Genomic DNA, 15,653 nt, shown 5'->3' on the forward strand with positions numbered 1-15,653 from the left:
ATTTATGTAGTATTATGTATAAGTATTCATTAATGAATTTCTAGTTTATATTAATACTAAGCCATTAATATGGAAATAATCAAGTTAGCGGTTAAAATGTATATGATTGTGCCTATAATGTCTATCATGCTGGTTAGAATAGGTGACATAACATTATCGGGATCAAAACCTATTTTAAAGCTTAAATAAGCAAATATTTGTATCAAAAGCCATAGAATAGGTGTTATAACTATAGATGATACTAGCGATATAAGTATTGCGATACCTATCGACAATACTGAGCCGCCAGTTATAATATATGCTAGAGCATAACCAATCATTAATATTAAAAACGATGTATAAATTGACAAAACATACATGTAAGGGAGATAGCTTAGCTTTTTCTTATCCGGCTTAAGACTTGTTAAGCCTATATGATAGAGAACATTCTGTCTTATTGCATAGATTGATGTCAAAGACCCCATTAATCCATTAAAAACAGACACAGTCAATATTATGAAGGGATAAGATACTAGGAGATCAATATTTCTAGCTAGAAAAGCACCTGCTCCAACATCTAGGAACAAGCAAAAAATAAGAACTAATTGGCTCTCACCTATAGTTCTAAAAGTTTCACGTAATTTATACATGTATGATATATAGGCTAAAAACACAGTAACCAACAATATGATTACGAAAACTATGTGTCTAATAATACTATTAAATAATACCAATAATGAATAACCAATAAGTGTCGGTGTAGTAATAATATCTGCTAACAGAAAGATCACAGGTAACATTAAGCTTTCAGGCTCAAATCCATGACGGTAAAGATATATGGATGAATAAGATGTGAACGGGTACAGTATGATTGATACAAAAATCATTGCTGGTAAAGCGACTTCAAATATTAATAATAAATCACCACCAATAAGGAACCAAGTAATAAATAATATGATTGTACTTGTCATGACAAGTGTGGATAACACAACTAATATATTACTTATTACTACTTTATCTCTAAGTCTAGGTTTAATTGATCCAAGGTATAATCCACTGTTTAAACGAGATAATAAGCTTGAATAAATGTTTCCATTAAGATCCTTCAATGGAGGATTAATTGCTAGAATCCATGGATTCTCTCTTATAAAGAACCTGTACATGCCTAAAAATATGCTTGAAGCAAATCCGCCTAAAGCATTAATTGTTAGGCTGATGAACTGTTGTTTTAAAAGCTTTTTTGAAACCATAGCGTATCTTTCATCATTGCTCAAAATCATCAACACCATTTCCTAAATAAATGTAAAGATTTATGTTGTGCTTATCTCTCCTAACATTATTATTCCTTACAAGTAATCATTTATCATGTTTTATTAAGGGTTTAAATATTATATTAGAGCTATGAATCAGCTAATAGTTAGTTATAGGATGATCAACATGAGCTACAATATTAGTCGATCTCCAACCCAACAGAGAACATATACTCCTATATTTAAGTTGATCAATGATGCTAGGGAGAGATTAAGCAAGACCAAACATAAAATAATAGTTTTAAGCGGGAAAGGAGGAGTAGGAAAAACATTCGTATCTGCAATGCTCAGCTTAGCACTAGCCTCTGAAGGGTATAGAGTGGCTTTATTTGATGCAGACATCCATGGTTCCTCGATACCTACTGTTCTCGCAATGCATGGTATGAGACTATATGCTAGTGAAAACGGTATAGAGCCAACTCCGGGTCCTTTAGGAATAAAAGTTGTAGCTACAAACTTAATGCTTGATTCCCCAGATTTACCGATCATATGGAGGGGGCCATTAAAATCTAAAGCTATAACAGAGTTATTGGCTAAGGTGAACTGGGGAGAAAACGATTTCTTAATAATCGATCTTCCCCCGGGAACAGGTGATGAAGCGATCACTATTGTTCAGACAATAAAAGATCTCGATGGAGCAATCATCGTTACAGCCCCAAGTATATTGTCCGAAGTAATTGTTGCTAAAGCAATAAATTTCGTAGTAAATAATGGAGTTAAATTGCTAGGTATTGTGGAGAATATGAGCTACTTTAAATGTCCTAAATGCGGATCAGTATACTATTTATTAGGGAAAAGCACAGGCGAAGAACTAGCTAAAAAATACAATACAAAACTTCTAGCGAAAATACCTTTAGACCCCTATATCGGCGAAGCACTAGATAGAGGTGTTCCATATTATATTGAATATCCTGATGCAGAAGCTTCAAAAGCAATTAGAGAGTTAGCAAGAAAGCTCATAGAAATTTTCCAAGAGAAGACTCCAGAGTAATAAGTAACTCTATTTTACAAATCTATTTTAACAGTTACTTTCATAGATTATTTTTCCTAATCCCATTTCAGCTAGTATTATAGAAATAAATTTATTAATAGGAACTAAACCATGTTTATTTATCTGGTGAAAAAGCTTGGCTAATAACCTGGGAAATCTCAGCAAGAAACCAAACTGGATGATACTTAAGGAAGCAGCAGAACAACTAGTCAAATCAGGCAAGAAAAGATTTAGTAGAAAAGAATTAACAAAATTCGCTAAAACACTTGATCCAACACGTCCTGAGACCAGTCTAGATTTCGAAATAGACTTAGTAACAGTTAATAGTAATAGTAAAGACCGGTATCGCGACCCAGATAAGCTCTTCCTCTTCAGAATTGCTAGGGGTAGATATACGCTTTACGACCCAGAAATACATGGACCATTAGAGAAGTATTTAGAAGAACATAGATTTATACCTACTAGAAAATATTTATTAGCACAAATAATTGAGGAGCTCAAGAAGATCGGGTATGAAGCTTATGAGAACCAGTATAATAGAAAACCATTAGCACCAGACATTATTGCTAAGGAAAACAATGAAAGAATAGGTGTATGGGTAATCGATCCAGCAATTGATAAACCTACACAGCTGAAAGCATTAGCATATGCTCTTGGCTCAGCAATTCTCAACAAGAAGTTTAATAGACACATAATAACTATGCCTATTGATTTAGTATCAAGTATTCCACCTGAGCTTAAAGAATTATTGAAGAAACTCAGAGTTGAGATAGTATTATTGAAGGAGGAGAAGAAGTATGCTCTTATCCTATAAACAATTAGTAGTTGTTATCATTACTAACAGCTAATTCTGTCTCCAATTTCTTCTTAATGATTTCTCTAGCCTCCATAAGTATCTTTTCAGAATCAGTGTAGTCCTCTACAATAAATGAGGAACCTATATCTGGTACTTCATAACTAGACATTTCTAGGTTTCTAAGAGTTGATTCTAAATTGGCAAATAACAAACCTATGTCTGGAATAGTTGCTTCTGGAAGCTTCTTTAATTCATTAGTTAGATTCAGAACTTCTTTGGCTATGCCTTTGAAATTATGTATAGTCATAGCATATTCGAGGCTTAAAACTATTTTTTCAAGAACCAATCTTAGATCCGCAAGTCTAGAATGGATCTTGTCAAGTTTCGCTATTTCGGATGCATATTTCTTGGCTAGAAAAGTTTCACCACGCATTTCAAGCTGAGCGGCTATTTCAAGCATGCGGTGTCTGCGACTTTTAATTCTATCCATTAAAGCCTCTATACGGCTCATTCCCTGCTTAACATTATAAATAGCGTATAAAGTCTCCTTATATGGATTAACCTTTCTACGCCTAAATACCAATATACTACACCCGCTTAAATTATCTATAAAAGATTTTATTAAAAGGGAGTGGATACATTATGTGGTTGCCCGTGCTTTATTGTTTGCAGGCTCCCCCTTTTGGGTCGGGTTTTTCACTCTCTTCATTGAGAGGCTATTGGGGCTCCACATAGACCACTTTTGAGCCCTTCATCTGCATTTTACAAACAATTATAAAGTGTTTATAAAGCGAAAACATAAACACTACAAAACAACCATAGTATCCAAATAAGCAAATAGTCTTAGCTTCTCGTCGTATCTGGCATTGTTACTTGATAAATACTTATTACCTCTACAAGTGTTCCGCCGCTTCTAAGTGTTATACCATAGAATGGCTTAGCGATCACCATATACGGCTTGATGTAAGGATCATTGGCAAGCGGCCTATCTGCCAATGTCAATGTCTTAGTTTGATAAGCGTCTATTTCATACTTTATATTTAATCCATACCTGCTAAGCCTGCTTTGAAGCTCATAGCTTAAAGTAGTGGGTGAACCAGTATACCATGCAAAGTAATATGTATGGTTCTTGTCCTGAATGTTTAGGTAGAGTATACTGTCTACTAGGATCTTATATATTAATGGTAGTGTATCTGGTTCGTCAAATCTGGGTGCAAGAACTATACCGCCGTTTGGATCTCTGTAGAGGTAGAAGTATTGGCTCATATCTCTACCTCCAATCTCTATCATCCACCTGCTCTTAGGAATATCTACTAATCCAATGATAAGCCCGGCTTTTACAGGATATACTAGATAAGAATTCTCCTGCTGAGGCAGGAACTGGAAAACATCGAATACTAGAATATATGTTTTGTTTGCTGGTGCTTTTAGTTTCTTCAAAAGCTCTACTGCTTCAGAGGAGTTCTTTGCTGTTAATATTTTTGCTAATAATGAGATCTGTGTAGAGTTAAGGGTTGCACCATCCGCAACTGTTGCTCTATGTGCACCCACGCTTATCCAGTATCCATAATCCCACCAAGCAACAATTAATGAGTCCTTACTAGTATTTGTTCTTAGGAAATCTAGTGTTTGATACCATGCATCTGTCCGTGCATTAATTGGTGCTCCTCCACTCATTATAGAGTATATCATATGATCATATTGCGTATAAATATTATAGCCGCTGAATCCAAGATTAATAAATAATAGAATAACTAATACTCCAGCAATTATTCTAAACCCTGAATCAGTCTTAATCCTAGCCCTCCCCCTCTTCCACTCATTAACTTCCCGTCTCGTGGGAACCACTTTACTCCACAAATATCCTGCAAATACTCCTGCAACCAATAATCCATAAGATGCTGCTAAAGCTTCGAAGTAAGCAGCGTTGAAATACGCATAGAATGCAATCAAGAAACCGATGGCAACATATATTCGATCAGCTCCTCCCTTATACAATAAGTATAAAGCCCCGAAAAACGCTAGGAATAGTGGCGAAACAAAGAATAACCAGTAGACCCCTGTACCCCATGAATGAAGTACTCCGAGTATTCCAGCAGCCTCAATAGCCGGCTGATGCTCTTCGACACTTCTAACCAAGGGTGGAGCCTTAACAAAGTGTAAGCCTAGAGCCCATGCATATCTAGCACCAATATTGATTACTCCCACGGAGATGAGGGCTAAACCAGTGATCACCACGATCACTAGTATTCCAAAATAATGCCATGTCCCGATCAATGGCTTCTTGAGGTGTAAATGCTTGTAACCGTTATGGAATAAATAGAATAGTACAGGTAATAATAATAGTCCAAGCATTAACGTTGCTAATCCATGCAGTCTAAACGGATATAGTCCTAGATGAAATATTATTGAAGGAGATAAGCTGACAAATAATAGTGAGAGAATCACCACAAGTATATTATACTTTATAAAATCTAAAGTTATCTCTTTAGGAGCAAATAATGGATACAACATAAGGAATAAAATAAAGCTTCCAAGCAAATAGCTGTATCCACCCCAGAACCATCCAACAACAGCCATTGAAAGACTTGCTAGAACAGCATATTTTATCTTAGCAGTCTCCCCTCCTCCCTTATTATTAATATTCTTAACCAACTTAGCATAGAAGTATACAAATAAGAATATAAAGCCTAAAGCTATACCCTCTTTCTCAACGAAACCAACAATATTTCTATCACTAGCAGCAGGGACTACAGCATACATTAAAGCAGCAAAGAGCCCGGCAAAAATATTTCCTCCAGTAAGTTCTTTAGCCGCCAAGAATATAGTAATGAAAGCTATTACTGCGAATAATAATGGTTGTAGAACTATCCAGTCCTTAATCGTTAAGCCAAATGGTTTAACAAGAGGATAAGTTAAAGCAGTCCATAACGGGAGGCCTGGATAGCTTGATCTAGTGAAGTCTCTGCCCCATGGATACCAGAATAAATGTGTGTCAGGATTCTGCTTTGTTAAAGTATACCATGATAATAAGCCATGCGTATATGTATAGTTTGCTTGCCAATACTCAATCCACGGATCATTAGCATGTAGCTCCAACCCATAATTTATAGCTGGTAATCCACGCACATATATACCAAAAGCAATAATCAATAATAGGACAAGATATGTTAATGCCTTACCTGCATTAGGTCTTTTATCAAACCATAAATAGATCTTATCGGCCATTTTATAAAATGTTTTGCTCATTTCTTTACACCATCATAATAAACAACTAATTCATAAAACTTATTTCAACTTTTAAAAAGATAATCTCTCGAAAAAAATAAAACTATTTCCCTTAGGTTATACATATACTTTGTTCTATGGAATAATAAGCGCAAGAATGGCCTTTTGTACGTGTTTACGATTCTCTGCTTGATCCCAAACAATACTCCATTTACCATCAATTACTTCATCGACAACTTCCTGCCCTCTATGTGCTGGTAGGCAATGCATAAATACAGCATCCGACTTAGCATGTTTCATTAACTCAACTGTTACTCGATATGGTTCCAGATCTTTTATCCTCTTCTCTTTTTCAGCCTCCTGCCCCATACTAACCCATACATCGGTGTACACTACATCAGCATCTCTAACTGCTTCATAGGGATCACGTATTATCTCGTACTCTCCACCATTAGGTACGGCTTTTTCCTCGAATAATTTAATAATCCTTGGATCAGGATCGTATCCTTTCGGAGAAGATATAATTATCTTGCCCCCTAGAATCCCTATTCCAAGCATTAAGCTGTGTAGGACATTGTCGCCTCCATCTCCTATGAATACTATTTTTAATTTACTTAGATCAGATCCTTTCTTCTCCATAATAGTATAAATATCTGTTAATGCCTGTGCTGGATGCAGTAGATCGCTTAATCCATTAATTACTGGTACACGACTATATTGTGCAAGCTTTTCAAGTTTCTCATGCTCATAAACTCGCGCCATAATACCGTCAACATATCTAGATACTACACGAGCTGTATCCTCAATAGTTTCCCCTCTTCCTAGCTGTAATTCTTTCCAGCCAAGATATAAAGCGTCTCCTCCAAGCTCCCTCATAGCTGTCTCAAAACTTATCCTCGTCCTCGTGCTTGATTTTTCAAAAATCATTGCTAGATGTCGACCTGGAAGTAGAGGAATTACTCTTTCGCCTGCTAAGTATCTTTGTTTAAGATGCTTAGCTGTCTCAAGAACAAATAATAATTCTTCGCGGGAATAATCCGCTAATGTTAAGAAGTCTCTCCCTTTAAGGCTTGTAACCATATTAGATCCCGCCAACTACATGTTTTGTCTTATATATTAATATTAATGACAAAATAAATCCTATAACTGCTACTATAGCAGAATATGTAAAAGCATATGCGTATCCCATTGAATCATATATTTTGCCTAGAATATAGTATCCAATGAGAGCTGATAACCCATATGTTCCATGCATATATCCATATGCTTTAGCTCTAACACTCCTCTTAACATAGAAACTCGTGACAATCCTTATAAGAGTGTCGTGGAAAGCCATGTATATACCATATATGATGAAAAAGACTATAGCAATATAGCTATACGTAAACAATACTATAATAATTGATCCTGTAAACTGTAAAACAAACACTAATGGATATAACTTATCAAATCCTTTAACATCGCTAATAAACCCTATTGGATAAGCTAGTGATGCATAAACTATATTAGCAATGACTAGAAACAATATAGAGAACCCCTCACTCCAACCAATCTCCTTAGCTCGTAATAATAAATATGCTTGAGTATATCCCGCTAAACCACTAACAGCAACAGTAGCTATGAATAACCAGAAATATGGATTCATACCTGTCTGTGAAAGCCCAGATTTCTTAGAAACATTCTTTTTTACACCTACTTCTTCAACGAAAAACAACAATATTAGAATAGCAGGTAATCCAGGTATTATACTGAATATGAAAACACCTATGTATCCAAAAAATAATAACAGAAATATAGCTAGTAAAGGACCAATAGTTCCACCAACAGTATCAAGTGCTCTATGAAGACCAAATGCTCTCCCTCTATATTCTGAACTAGCACTTGCTGCAAGCAATGTGTCTCTAGGAGAAGTCCTTATACCTTTGCCTGTTCTATCTAATACTTTAATTAACAAGATGCCTAACGAGCTACGAGTAATAGCGAAAAATGGCTTGATAAAGTTAGATAAGGAATAACCAATCAGAGTCAATAACTTATATTTGTGTATTTTATTAGCAATGAATCCACTTAAATACTTAAATATGCTAGCAACAAGCTCTCCAGCCCCTTCCACTAGACCTACAACTTCTTTTCCATAACCTAGGCTTTGAATATAGAATGGTAAAACAGCATAAACAGACTCACTAGATATATCGGTTAAAAGACTTGTAGTACTTAGTGCTAAAATATTTTTCTTTAAATACTGTTTACCTTCACCCGACATCTCATGGATCATCTCTATTTATTTTTGTTATTAGAAATTACCCTATCTATATATTTGAAATCAATATTAGCTATTTTCTCATAATTCCTCGATAGACTATATAAAATATTCTTAACATCTGAGTAAGAAACCCTATTAAGTAGATCATGTTTTACTAGTTCAATATAATTGCTCTTAGCAAGGTCAATTATTTGTCTAAATATTTTTTTAGACAATAAATATCTTCTAATATTTACATAGTATTTCGTCCTAAACGCATCTCTGGCTATATAGCTAGGAGTAATCTTGAAAGGTGTTATGATCTCAAAGTGGTTATTTGTGTCCTGCACTAAATATGTTCTTAGAAAGTATATGCCGCTTCTCATTTTAGGAGTTATAATAGTTATTTCTTCGAGTCTTCTAAAATATGAGTGAAGCTTATCAATTAGTCTATAAGATAATGATTCGATCTCCGATAATAAAGCCAGTAAATGATTTATTAAACTAATAGCATTCCTCGATACTCTATCCTTCTCGGATTCTATTAGATCGAGCCTCTTCTCTTCAACACTGATCATCTTAATATATTTGTTTCTCACCGATTCTAAATCTTTTTTAAGCGACTTCTGTAATTTTTTAATTCTTACTTGGAGCTTTCCTCGTTGGTGTTCAAGCTCCTTAATGAGCTCAGCATGTCTTTTTTTATTTCTGAACATTGATTGTTCACTAATTAATCTACGGATCTCATTATCAATAGTTCTAATTTGAACTTCTATACCACTTATTATTCTTTGATATCTTCGCTCAGTGTTTTTAAGTTCTGAAACCATTTCTGTACTTAAAAGGTTAATTTTTTCCTTAATCAATTCTTGTGTTTCGTTAATGCTTCTATCTATTCTCCCATGGATTCTAGAGTATTTTTCTTTAATATCGTTTATTGCAATAAATGATTGATATGATAGATCCTCTATAATCTTCATAATATCCATGATTGTTTTAGTAATGAGGTATATGAATTGGTTTATTTGATTAACATACTCCTCTATATCTATGCTAGTAGGTGCTATGTTTATTTCATATCCGCTGGATATATCGTATCCGCACCTACTTATTATTTCTGATAATTCATTAATAATTGACTTATATGGTATTACCTTAGGTAAAACAAGTTCTCCATCTACAGAGTATTTTCCTCGAATGTATTCTTTGAGAATTTCACGAATACTAATTAAGGCATTTTCATTTAATGAATCTATAGTGATAGACTTAATGTAGTCGGTGTTAGGTACTTTATATTTCAGCCTGAAATCCTTCTTGTTTAGATAATCTAGTATAAATGTCCTATTATCGTATCCTTCAAGAAATAATAGGGGGTAGTATATGGGTATTATCCTAGAGAGCTTCTTGCCCTTAACAGAGTATAAATATGTGATCAATGCTGCTTCTCTGTATTGGTCAAAATAGATGAGCGAATCTGGATCTATTATTGTAGGAATTATTGGGTATTTATAGGTCATAATATTCAGCCATTAAAACCTTATTGTTATGTCTGCATCGTTAAACTAATGGTTCTTTTAATTATTCACTATCTATTATTTATTTTTCACCGTATCAAGATATATCTGTTCCCATGTGATCAGCATAGACAATATATATTTGGACCGACAGTATAAGTGTATATTGACAAATAGGACTTGGAGGCAAAGTGTTATGAGTGAACCTTGGTTCCTAGGATATCTGGAAGGAAAACATTGGCTAACAAATGTCGACTATAATATAGACACAATATTCAAGGTACTACAAGCAGCGAAAGAGCTGAAGGAAATGTATCATAAAGGCGTAAGGAAAGTTAACTGGTTAGATGGGAAGACATTGTATCTACTATTCTACAACAAGAGTCTCCGTACAAGAAACAGTTTCCAAACAGGAATCTATCAGTTAGGTGGTCAAGGCATCTATATAGCTGCAGACCAAGTATATAGACCAACACTTCCAGAAGACATGGTACCATATCAGACAGAAGCAATACGTGACGTATCACGAGTTCTAAGCAGGTATGGTAGTGGAATAGCTATACGTATCTATGGAGACGCTGCTAAATGGATTATTGGACGTGGACACAAGATTATACAGGAATTTGCTAAGTGGGCAAGTATACCAGTACTTAATATGGAGGACGATATCTATCACCCATTCCAGGCATTAGCCGATGCACAAGCAGCTCTAGAAGCACTTGGATGGCCCAAGGATCTAAGAGGAAAGAAATTCGTTGTCAGCTATGCATATAGTGGTGGGTTAAAACCATTAGCAGTTCCACAGAGTGTAGCATTAATAGCTGCTATGCTGGGAGCAGACGTTTATATTGCTCATCCACCAGGTTTTGAATTATTAGATGACGTACTAGCAAAGGTTAAACAATACACTGAGCACTGGGGTAGTGAGTTCAAGGTAGTACATGATATGGATGAAGCATTCGAAGGAGCAACCTTCGTGTATCCAAAGGCTTGGAGCCCGAAAGGATTCTTCCCACCATTCAACAACGTAGTTGATAAGGAGGGTGCTAAAGCGTATCAAGCAAAGTTTAAAGACTGGATAGTAACTATGGAGAGACTCGAAAAAGCCGGCAAACCTTTCTACATGCACTGTGGACCAGCAGACCGTGGACAAGAAGTTACAGATGAAGTACTAGACAGCTATGAGAAGAGCCTATACTTTGAAGAAGCTGAGAACCGTCTGCATGTACAGAAAGCTGTAATGGCCATGGTAATGGGTAGTAAGAAGTAATTTTTCTCTTAATAATATTTTTCTTTTTCTTATCCTTTCTTCTCTCCTATTTATCTCTGATCTGTGAGAATTATGTTTATATATATAAGAATAACTGTTGGATCACAGGCTTTTGTAGAGATATAATTGGTTGCAACCCTAGGATAACTAGAATATTAACTTTAGGAGTAAAGTTAGTGATCAAACTATTTGGGTAAGTATATGATCAAGGATATAATATATAATATTATAGATGCCAGTAATATCATTGTTAATATTGATTCTGTGTTTATATTTAATTTAAAGCGCAGAACAGGCCTGTGTATTGGTTTAACTTGTCTCGTTTGCTCCTTATATTCTTTTACCCAAAGAGCTGGGGGAGTAGTCTTCTCGATCTCGGTGCTCTCAACACATTTGATTCTCTCTAAAACGCTTCGTAGTACATCTGTGTATTTACGTAATACTTTATGTCTTGGATCACTATTTATAGAATCAACAATATCATCTATGTAGCAGGAAAACCTTGATAAATACCTTGATAATTTTTCATGCATCAATATATTCTCCAACAAAACAGCTGGGTCACAATTACTTATTTCACGACACTCATCCTCTAAAGACACAACAATAGTCCCCAACTTAACCAGAAAACCATCAATACTCCTAATATAAGACAACGAATCAGCAAGCTCAACCACAAATTTCTCAACCATATAATTCCTCGCCAACAATCCAGCCCCTCCTACTACGCTAATCTATCCATTTCATAACCCTTAATAATTAACCTCATTCACGAAATTGAACCCTAGGATGATAAAAAAGTAAATCAAAAATTCTACCGTCAAAGTTTCCAAACAATTCTATTCAACATATAGAAATACTCATGTATAAAAATTAAAGACTATTTGCTTATTTGGATACTATACCATGGTTGTTTTGGAAAATTATGAAAACCATGATTGTTTTGATAGATTGGCGGGGTTCGCTTTATAAACCCCTCACTAATATTATGGTTAATAAAAAGCAGATGAAGGGCTCAAAAGTGGTCTGTGTGGAGCCCCGATAGCCCCCTCAATGAAGGAATGAAAACCCGACCCAAGAGGGGGAAGCCCGTGCAAACATCCATAAAATCCAAAGTAACCAAAAGATAAAGCACGGGCAACCACTGCTTATTACTGTATAGAGTAGGAACAACAAAGATTAACTTGGCGAAGGAACAAGGATTAAACATAGTTATGCATTATATTGGAAAATGTATAGAAGAAAACATTAGAAGTGTTAGGAACATAAATGTCTCCCTCTACTGGGCCCCAGATTTTGATCAGGAACGTGGAGATGTATTTGAAATTTACCCGGTATGGAAGGTTGACACATACCTCGTTCCAAAACAACTGCAGGAAGGTATGTGTGATGGTGTTATAGGGTATTCTGTTTCAATACGGACTGATACAGACAAAACAGGATCAACTGTCTAGTCCAGCAATATACTTGAACCAAAACGAACATACTCAATATAACGCGGAACAATACGAAATAATAAATGAATAGACAGTATAAATAATCTAATAGTGCCCACATCTACGATATTATTAGTCGTCGCTACAGTTATTTTTATCGTTAATACAAATAAACTTGCAATCATGATGATAAAGTGCAACGCCGATAACTTGTTAGACAAATTTATACTATTATTTCATAGTTGGCTTCTTTCGAAATTAAACAATATTTTTATAGAGTCTATTAGTTCAATATAGCTTTTAATGATTGTGTTAAAACCTTCATGTCGGATCAGATCTATTATTGTTTCTTCAAGCTTACTTCTATGTTTTATTTTTCTAGTCAAGTGTTTTTGTATTCTGCCTTGAATATAGCTTATTGACTGAATGAAGCCGTTGAAATGTTTGAAGATGTTACGTGTTAAACCATATATGCAAGTGTTTTTGAATAAGCATTTACTACAATTGAATTCGTGGCAGAGGCAGTATTTTTTATTTGGCACATATGGTTTAACTCCTAGAGATCGAAGTAATGCTTGGTAGTGTCTATCTATGGGAGCATATTCTGTAATTCCATATGTGTGTAACAAGTATGCGTTAATGGTTTTTAGCCCTACATATTTGATTTTGAGTAGTTCAACTGCTTCCTCGAGTGGTTGATAATTGTTTTTGCTTAAAAACTTAACAATATCATCATAGATTTCGATCAATTGTTTATACTGATATGAACGAATAAACTTGGCACATTTTAATGGGTTTGTTAAACAATTGTTTCTATGAATAATTTTTATCCATTTAACTGTGTTTGCATAGTAGTCTGTGTTTCTCGATAGAAATATTGATGTGAAAATGTATAGTTTATCTCTTGGACTATGCATTAATGTTAATCCTGCGAAAACATTGTTTTTAAAGATACCTAGCTTGTTAAAGAATTCCTTCACATATTTATGGTTCTCTATTCCTAGAATTTGTCTTATAGTATGATGAGAACAATTATTTGGAATAATACATGTTGTTTCATTACCAACCATATACTTGCATCTTAAGCCGCGACAAATACCTATTTCTTTTGTGAAGACTACTCCATTATTATGTTTCTCAACCCTAAATAGAGGTAGTAGATATGAGTAGTAGAGAGATAATGGATAGTTTATGTCTTTAATTATAATTTTCATTTTTCCACCAGAGAAGAAAAAATAAAACAGTTGTTTCTTATCCGAGCTAGATCTTTATTTTAGAATATAGTTTCTTATAGTAGTTCTCTATATCTAACTCAACTTTTCCTTGCTTAATATCTTTTCTCAATGCTTCAAGCGGTAAATTTTCTAGACCCATGTATTCAGCAGCTGTTAATACTTTTTTACCATGTTTCTCCGCTAGTTCATAAATTTCCCTCATTTTTTCCTCGAACTTTTTGTCTCGAACAATATGGTGATCAAGAATTATTGTTTTTGCCGGTGTATCTGTTATGACTTTTTTCACGTTTTCCATGCTTTCAACGAAGTCCTTCATTGAAACTCTCCATCCCATGAGGATTGTGGGGTAACCATCTATTATTATAAATGTTGGTTTCTTCTCGAGAACCCATTTTAATGCATCTGGATCCGCTAGGTTTTGAGCATCTGAGCCATGGATAAATGAGCTTCTCCCCTTTCTGATATTTACCATTATTACTCTTCCAACTTTGCTTCCAACGGGGCCGTGCCATACGGGAGGAGAGAATTCTAATATAATGTTTTTACCGATCTTGAACTTTTTGTCATCAGCCACTATTATTTCAGCAGCAATATCCTTTATGTTTTCATAGAATTTCCTACCTCTATTCTTAGCTGAACTAGTAACTTCGTTTTCATATGCTTTAATAAAAACTTTTTTCCCACTAAAGATTTCTTCATACATTTCCTTATCATTGGGATAAGGATGGTGATCGTAATGATAATGCGTAACGATTACTATGTCAGATTTTCTCCCTACTTCAATAATTTTTCTCCTAACAATATCCAGCGCTTTCAATTCAAGATCTGTTGGTGGTAACCCATATCTTTTAGGAGCAAGTGCAACCCCTGGATCGATTAATATTTTATAACCATTTACAACAACGAGTACTGCCTGACTTCTAACACCCATAGAATCAAATGCTAATGGATATATTTTAATAGGCAAAGCATACTCACCAATATATTATATATGTTACAGAGGAATTTTTAGAGTATTGACACAATATACGTTCCAGATAACATTACATGCTTCATCTGATCAGAGCCTTTATCTAACTAAAAATCAATAATACTAATAACGCTCTTTAAGGGTTGACTAAACATAAGAGCTCTGAAAAACAAGTGGTGAGAAAAATGAGTGATATACTAGAGATCAAGCATACTTCGAGAGTAATATATGCTAGACTATCAGATAATTCTAAAGCCTTCATTAGGTATAGAGTTGAAAATGGTGTTATGAAATTAATTGAAACATATACTCCACCACAACACCGAGGAAAGGGAATTGCAAAGAAACTAATGCAATACGCTATAGAACTGGCGAAGAAGAATAATTGGTTAATAGAACCCATATGTAGTTATTCAGTATATTACTTTATAAAATACCCAGAATATAGAGAGCTACTCGTTCCAGAATACAGAAAAATGAGTGATGAAGAACTGAAAGAACTATTTAAGAAAAGGCTTGAAGAGGAAAAGAAAAAGGATAAAGATTAATTCACTATTAATATAAACATTATACTATATCCAAACAATTCCTTCCATAAAATACAACATTGTTTTTCTTTAATAATAACTCTTTCGCTAACTGTTAGGGTAGATTCATGTGATCTTCGAAGCAGGGTTGAATA

Annotated in this window: 14 protein-coding genes; 5 read left to right on the plus strand and 9 right to left on the minus strand. The window is 34.7% G+C overall.

Annotation, left to right across the window (positions count from 1 at the left end; translation table 11 throughout):
* Positions 1 to 56 precede the first annotated feature (56 nt).
* The gene (locus SMAR_RS01100; protein ID WP_052833775.1) at positions 57 to 1,259 is read right to left on the minus strand and encodes a magnesium transporter; all 1,203 of its coding nucleotides are present in this window, start codon (positions 1,257 to 1,259) and stop codon (positions 57 to 59) included.
* 157 nt (positions 1,260 to 1,416) lie between these two features.
* Here SMAR_RS01100 and SMAR_RS01105 point away from each other — a divergent pair, with 157 nt between their 5' ends.
* Both SMAR_RS01105 and SMAR_RS01110 read left to right on the plus strand, forming a co-directional pair.
* Positions 1,417 to 2,280: an Mrp/NBP35 family ATP-binding protein gene (locus tag SMAR_RS01105; protein ID WP_011838524.1), complete on the plus strand. Its 864-nt coding sequence runs from the start codon at positions 1,417 to 1,419 to the stop codon at positions 2,278 to 2,280.
* Positions 2,281 to 2,416: 136 nt separating this feature from the next.
* Entirely contained in the window at positions 2,417 to 3,094 is a 678-nt protein-coding gene (locus tag SMAR_RS01110; RefSeq protein ID WP_011838525.1) for a DUF7669 domain-containing protein, read from the plus strand.
* A gap of 4 nt (positions 3,095 to 3,098) precedes the next feature.
* Here SMAR_RS01110 and SMAR_RS01115 read toward each other — a convergent pair whose 3' ends face one another.
* The 5 genes from SMAR_RS01115 to SMAR_RS01135 all read right to left on the minus strand — a co-directional run bounded on the left by SMAR_RS01115 (position 3,099) and on the right by SMAR_RS01135 (position 10,063).
* The gene (locus tag SMAR_RS01115; RefSeq protein WP_011838526.1) at positions 3,099 to 3,659 is read right to left on the minus strand and encodes a hypothetical protein; all 561 of its coding nucleotides are present in this window, start codon (positions 3,657 to 3,659) and stop codon (positions 3,099 to 3,101) included.
* A gap of 260 nt (positions 3,660 to 3,919) precedes the next feature.
* Positions 3,920 to 6,325, minus strand: a complete 2,406-nt coding sequence (locus SMAR_RS01120; protein ID WP_011838527.1) for an STT3 domain-containing protein — start codon at positions 6,323 to 6,325, stop codon at positions 3,920 to 3,922.
* Between the two features lie 114 nt (positions 6,326 to 6,439).
* Entirely contained in the window at positions 6,440 to 7,384 is a 945-nt protein-coding gene (gene argF / locus SMAR_RS01125) for an ornithine carbamoyltransferase (RefSeq protein WP_011838528.1), read from the minus strand.
* Position 7,385: 1 nt separating this feature from the next.
* On the minus strand, positions 7,386 to 8,567 hold the full coding sequence (locus tag SMAR_RS01130) for an MFS transporter (RefSeq protein ID WP_148676707.1): 1,182 nt from the start codon (positions 8,565 to 8,567) through the stop codon (positions 7,386 to 7,388).
* Between the two features lie 14 nt (positions 8,568 to 8,581).
* Positions 8,582 to 10,063, minus strand: coding sequence for a hypothetical protein (locus SMAR_RS01135; RefSeq protein WP_011838530.1), 1,482 nt, complete (start codon positions 10,061 to 10,063; stop codon positions 8,582 to 8,584).
* A 193-nt stretch (positions 10,064 to 10,256) separates the two neighbouring features.
* Between SMAR_RS01135 and SMAR_RS01140 the strand changes: the two genes are divergently transcribed.
* Positions 10,257 to 11,330, plus strand: coding sequence for an ornithine carbamoyltransferase (locus tag SMAR_RS01140; protein ID WP_011838531.1), 1,074 nt, complete (start codon positions 10,257 to 10,259; stop codon positions 11,328 to 11,330).
* A gap of 185 nt (positions 11,331 to 11,515) precedes the next feature.
* On the opposite strand, the gene SMAR_RS01145 is transcribed toward SMAR_RS01140, so the two are convergent.
* On the minus strand, positions 11,516 to 12,037 hold the full coding sequence (locus SMAR_RS01145; protein ID WP_244372447.1) for a hypothetical protein: 522 nt from the start codon (positions 12,035 to 12,037) through the stop codon (positions 11,516 to 11,518).
* A gap of 477 nt (positions 12,038 to 12,514) precedes the next feature.
* Between SMAR_RS01145 and SMAR_RS01150 the strand changes: the two genes are divergently transcribed.
* Positions 12,515 to 12,784, plus strand: coding sequence for a hypothetical protein (locus tag SMAR_RS01150; RefSeq protein ID WP_011838533.1), 270 nt, complete (start codon positions 12,515 to 12,517; stop codon positions 12,782 to 12,784).
* 218 nt (positions 12,785 to 13,002) lie between these two features.
* Here SMAR_RS01150 and SMAR_RS01155 read toward each other — a convergent pair whose 3' ends face one another.
* Both SMAR_RS01155 and SMAR_RS01160 read right to left on the minus strand, forming a co-directional pair.
* Complete coding sequence (locus tag SMAR_RS01155; RefSeq protein WP_011838534.1) at positions 13,003 to 13,980, minus strand: HhH-GDP family DNA glycosylase; 978 nt, start codon at positions 13,978 to 13,980, stop codon at positions 13,003 to 13,005.
* A 46-nt stretch (positions 13,981 to 14,026) separates the two neighbouring features.
* Positions 14,027 to 14,968, minus strand: coding sequence for an MBL fold metallo-hydrolase (locus tag SMAR_RS01160; protein WP_011838535.1), 942 nt, complete (start codon positions 14,966 to 14,968; stop codon positions 14,027 to 14,029).
* 188 nt (positions 14,969 to 15,156) lie between these two features.
* On the opposite strand from SMAR_RS01160, the gene SMAR_RS01165 reads away from it, so the two are divergent.
* The gene (locus SMAR_RS01165; protein WP_011838536.1) at positions 15,157 to 15,519 is read left to right on the plus strand and encodes a GNAT family N-acetyltransferase; all 363 of its coding nucleotides are present in this window, start codon (positions 15,157 to 15,159) and stop codon (positions 15,517 to 15,519) included.
* Positions 15,520 to 15,653: the final 134 nt, after the last annotated feature.

The organism is Staphylothermus marinus F1 (assembly GCF_000015945.1).
Classification (GTDB): domain Archaea; phylum Thermoproteota; class Thermoprotei_A; order Sulfolobales; family Desulfurococcaceae; genus Staphylothermus; species Staphylothermus marinus.